The sequence below is a fragment of the Microvirga sp. P4_G7 genome (assembly GCF_056401005.1).
On record NZ_JBFUKD010000278.1, the window covers coordinates 1 to 4,592 of the forward strand.

At 60.9% G+C, this 4,592-nt stretch carries 7 protein-coding genes; 5 read left to right on the top strand and 2 right to left on the bottom strand.

Annotated elements, in window-relative coordinates:
- A partial coding sequence (locus AC1DT3_RS12735) for a prolipoprotein diacylglyceryl transferase family protein (protein WP_477465620.1) occupies nt 1–228 on the bottom strand: 228 nt, incomplete at its 3' end.
- Between the two features lie 125 nt (nt 229–353).
- On the opposite strand from AC1DT3_RS12735, the gene AC1DT3_RS12740 reads away from it, so the two are divergent.
- The 5 genes from AC1DT3_RS12740 (at nt 354) to AC1DT3_RS12760 (ending at nt 3,473) form a co-directional block, all read left to right on the top strand.
- The gene (locus AC1DT3_RS12740) at nt 354–602 is read left to right on the top strand and encodes an accessory factor UbiK family protein (protein ID WP_169850273.1); all 249 of its coding nucleotides are present in this window, start codon (nt 354–356) and stop codon (nt 600–602) included.
- 310 nt (nt 603–912) lie between these two features.
- A complete protein-coding gene (locus AC1DT3_RS12745) occupies nt 913–1,413 on the top strand; it encodes a type III secretion system chaperone family protein (RefSeq protein ID WP_477465621.1) in 501 nt (166 codons plus the stop codon).
- A 68-nt stretch (nt 1,414–1,481) separates the two neighbouring features.
- The gene (gene proC, locus AC1DT3_RS12750; protein WP_477465622.1) at nt 1,482–2,309 is read left to right on the top strand and encodes a pyrroline-5-carboxylate reductase; all 828 of its coding nucleotides are present in this window, start codon (nt 1,482–1,484) and stop codon (nt 2,307–2,309) included.
- 64 nt (nt 2,310–2,373) lie between these two features.
- Complete coding sequence (locus AC1DT3_RS12755; RefSeq protein WP_477465623.1) at nt 2,374–3,084, top strand: TetR family transcriptional regulator; 711 nt, start codon at nt 2,374–2,376, stop codon at nt 3,082–3,084.
- A gap of 29 nt (nt 3,085–3,113) precedes the next feature.
- Nucleotides 3,114–3,473 carry a tRNA-binding protein gene (locus tag AC1DT3_RS12760; protein ID WP_477465624.1) on the top strand — a complete coding sequence of 120 codons (360 nt, stop codon included), beginning with the start codon at nt 3,114–3,116 and terminating at the stop codon, nt 3,471–3,473.
- On the opposite strand, the gene AC1DT3_RS12765 is transcribed toward AC1DT3_RS12760, so the two are convergent.
- Nucleotides 3,474–4,592: ATP-binding protein (locus AC1DT3_RS12765; protein WP_477465625.1), on the bottom strand; the 1,119-nt coding region annotated here is incomplete at its 5' end.

The following is a 4,592-nucleotide window of genomic DNA, read 5'->3' on the forward strand; positions in this document are numbered from 1 at the left end:
TCCCAGCACGACGCCGAGGGCAACCCACACGATCAGATCATCGATGTCCATCGGCTTGGGTTGCGGCAGAGGTGCCCAAAGGTCGGCCTTCGCGGCGAGCGCCTTGGCATAGAACCAGCCGCCAAGCAGGCCCACGATATAGGCCAGTGCATACCACCGCACGGCGAAGGGGCCGACGGCGAAGATGATGGGATCGATGGCAGGGAAGGGGATGGCGAAAAGGGGCATGGCTTGGTTCTGAATATCCCTGCCATTGGACCCACCGGCCGGCCAGCGTCAACCCTGTTGCGGTTTCAACCGAAAGAGACCACATGTGAATGGCTTATATCCCGCTTTTCAATACGGAATGACCTATGTCTCAGACGTCCAACAGGATTTTCGATGAGATCGCCCGTCTCGCAACGGATGCGGCCGGCGCTGCTCAAGGGGTCAAACGCGAGGTCGAAACGGTTGCGAAGGCGCAGATCGAGCGCCTGATCAAGGATATGGACGTGGCGACCCGCGAAGAGGTCGAGGTCCTTCGCGACATGGTTACGGCTCTGCGGGAAGAGAACGAGCAACTGGCCGTTCGCCTGAAGGCCCTCGAAGAGCGGCTCCCCTGACCGACAAGGGGCAAGGGGTCCCCCACATGAGTCCTTGTTCCACAATGAGTCCTTGTCGTTGAATTCACGATGCTTTCAACGTAGGCCTGCCATGCGTCCGCCCGTTGTGGACAGATCTTTGTCGTCCATTGTGGCGGGCGGCAAAATCCTCGACTGTCGAGTTGCACATTGATTCGTGTTCGCCGCGTGATTCAACTGTTCTAATCTCAAGATTAGTCAGGAATTACGTACCTTCCCGAATATGACTGTGCAATCTTATTGCAAGGGACCGCTTCTGGTCTCGGGCTTGCTTGAGACGAAGCGGATCGACATGTCCCTGCTCCCTATCCAAATTGACCGTGCTGAGCATCCTCTCGACATCGTCGAGCGGCTGGCTTCGCTTCGGCATTGGATTTTTGACCGCGCGGACGCGGACGAAATGTCCATTTCCGTCGAGGGAGCGTGGTGCGAATACCAGATCGCGTTCACGTGGCTGGACGAGGTGGAGGCGCTCCACGTCGCATGCGCATTCGATCTCAAAGTGGTGGATCGCCGACGCCAGGACATTCTGGAGCTCGTCGCACGCATCAATGAACAATTGTGGATCGGACATTTCGACATCTGGTCCAACGGCAACGTCGTGATGTTCCGGCACGGTGTGCCGCTCGCCGGCGGAGCCGAACTCACGCAGCCGCAATGCGAGACGCTCCTGAAGGCCGCCGTGGAGGCCTGCGAACGTTACTATCAGGCGTTCCAGTTCGTGATGTGGGCCGGCAAGTCGGCGCAGGAAGCGCTGAATTGCGTGCTGTTCGAAACCGAGGGCGAAGCCTGAACCGTGCTCGACAGGGCAGGGGAGAGATGGAATAGATACGCCCCCTCCCACTAGCCGCCTGAGTTGTCATGCCTGCTGAAACATCCGATCTGCCTTCGTCCCTCGTGCTTGTCGGCGCCGGAAAGATGGGCGGCGCCATGTTGGAAGGTTGGCTTGCCGTCGGCATGTCTGCGTCGGCCATGACCGTGGTCGATCCGCGCCCGTCGGATGAAATGAGGCGCCTTTGCGCCGATCGGAAGATTGCTCTCAATCCAGCGACGATTGCGCCACCGACCGTGCTGGTATTCGCGATCAAGCCGCAGATGCTCGACGACGTCGCGCCGGCCATCGATGCCATCCTGGGCGAGGACACGTTGGTCATTTCCATTCTCGCCGGCAAGACGATCGGCGATCTTTTGGCAAAGTTGCCGCACGCAAAAGCGGTTGTTCGCGCAATGCCGAATCTTCCGGCAAGCATCGGGCGCGGCGCCACCGGGGCGGCCGCGAACGGCAATGTGAGCGAAGCGCAGCGACGGGCCGCAGATGCACTGCTCCGTGCCGTCGGTACAGTCGAGTGGCTGGCGTCGGAGGATCTTGTCGATGCGGTCACGGCGGTCTCCGGCTCGGGACCGGCCTATGTGTTTCATCTCGTCGAATGCCTTGCCGATGCAGGGACCGCGGTGGGACTTCCGCAGGATCTCGCCTTGCGTCTCGCACGCGCGACGATCACCGGATCCGGAGAGCTTTTGTCGCAAAGCAATCTGTCGCCAGCGACCCTGCGCGAAAACGTCACCTCTCCTGGCGGGACGACAGCAGCTGCGCTCGAAATTCTGATGGCCGATCCAGGCGGAATGAAAGCTTTGATGACCAAGGCCGTCGCTGCTGCCAAGAAGCGCGCCGAAGACCTCGCCGGCTGAGGAACGTGGCATTCGCCCGGCTGGCCCCTAGATAACGAAGCAGAGATATCTCAGGAGTGCTGTCATGACCGATACCCCCTCTGCTTCGCAGCCGCTTTCGAAAAAGGAAGCGATCGTTCAGGCTCTGATGCGGCTCGCCGCGGAACGCGCGTGGAAGGATATCGGGATCGGCGATATCGCAAAGGCGGCCGAGGTCAGTCTCGCCGATTTCCGGGATCATTTTCCGTCCAAGGGCGCCATTCTTGCGGCGTTTTCGCGCATGATCGACCGGCAGGTTCTGGAAGGAACGGCCGCCGATCTCGCTGCCGAACCAGCCCGCGACCGCATCTTCGACGTGATGATGCGACGTCTCGATGCGCTGGCGCCTTACAAGTTGGCGCTGAAGAGGATCGCGCGAACGATCGATCTCGATCCGATGGCTCTGGCGGCCCTCAATCGTGAGGCCACAAACTCGCAGCGCTTCATGCTGACGGCCGCAGGAATTTCGACGGACGGGCATCTCGGAACCCTGAAGCTTCAGGGGGCCGTGCTGGTATTCGCCAAGACGTTGAGGACGTGGCTCGACGACAGCGATCCGGATCTGGCGCGAACGATGGCGACACTCGACCGGGAATTGAAACGCGGCGAGCGGGTGCTCGAAGGCGTCGACGATCTGTGCCGGCTGACCTCTCCGATCCGCCGGCTCTGCCGCATGTGTTTTGATCCGAGGTCCCGCGGGAGAGATTCCCGTCGCGCCAAGGATGGCGAGACCAGCAATCCAGCGGCCGCGATCTGACCACGAACCTGTTAAATCTGGGGGGCAAGATGAGTGAGAATGGAGCGGCAAGTGCCGCCATTTCCTTCGACGATTTTATGAAGGTCGATATTCGTGTCGGCCGCATCGTCGCAGCCGAACCGTTTCCGGAGGCGCGCAAGCCTGCATATAAGCTGACGATCGATTTTGGACCGGAGATCGGCGTCAAGCGCTCGTCTGCGCAGATCACCGTCAATCACACGATGGACGAGCTCGTCGGCCAACACATCCTCGCGGTGGTGAACTTCCCGCCGCGGCAGATCGGCCCGTTCATGTCCCAGGTTTTGACGCTGGGCGTTCCCGATGCGCGTGGCGAGGTCATGCTGATCAGGCCCGATCGCGACGTTCCGATCGGCGGCCGTCTCTACTGATCAGGCGGGAAGGCGCACTGTCGCGCGCAGGCCGCCCAGCGGGCTGTCGCTAAGGGTGATGTCGCCTCCGTGGGCTCGCGCAATGTCGCGAGCGATGGCGAGACCGAGGCCCGAGCCGCCTTCGTCCTGATTACGCGCTTCGTCGAGCCGGAAGAAGGGCTTGAAAACTTCGTCCCTCATATCCGGCGGGATACCCGGGCCGTCGTCGTCGACATGCAGCACGAGCCAGCGCGTCTCGTGATTTGCCGAGATCTCGATGACGTCGCTATGGCGTGCGGMATTGGAGACAAGATTGAACAACAAGCGCCGGAACGCGTCGATGCGGACCGTTATGTTCGGGTCTCCGACGATGTCGAGCGACGTCGAATGCCCTTGTCGTTCCGCGTCCGATTGCATTTCGTTGAGAAGTAGACGCAAGTCGGTAGTCACCGCCTGCTCGCCGCTGTCGCCGCGCGCAAAGGAAAGATAGCCTTCGAGCATACGGCTCATCTCGTCCACGTCGCGCTTCAGGTCTTCGATCTCCGGCGTTTGCTCCATCAATGCGAGCGAGAGCTTGAAGCGCGTCAGGATCGTTCGCAGATCGTGACTGACGCCGTTCAACATTGTCGTGCGCTGCTCGATGCTGCGCTCGATGCGGCGCTTCATTTCGAGAAATGCATGACCTGCTTGCCGGACCTCGCGCGCACCGCGCGGACGAAACTCGATCTCGCGTCCTTTGCCGAAATCCTCGGCCGCCTCGGCGAGCCGCAGGATCGGGCGGATCTGGTTGCGCAGGAACAGGATGGCGATGCCGAGCAGAACGAGAGACGACGCTCCCATCCAGACGAGGAAGATATGCGAGTTGGACGCATAGGCTTGGCTTCGACGCGCAAGGACCTGCATGACGTCCTGGTTGTTCAGCTTCACGCGAATTTCGATGTAGTTCGACCGGCCGACCGTATCCATCCAGTAGGGACGATCGAGCTGTCGCCTCAACTCATCCGATAGCGTTTCGTCGAGAATCGAAAAGAACGGCTTCGGGCCAGGGGCTGGAAGATCGGTATCGTGCAGGATGTCGACATCGAGCTGGAGACGCTCGGACGCGATGCGCGCCAGGGTCGCCGCATCGCGGTCCTGGGG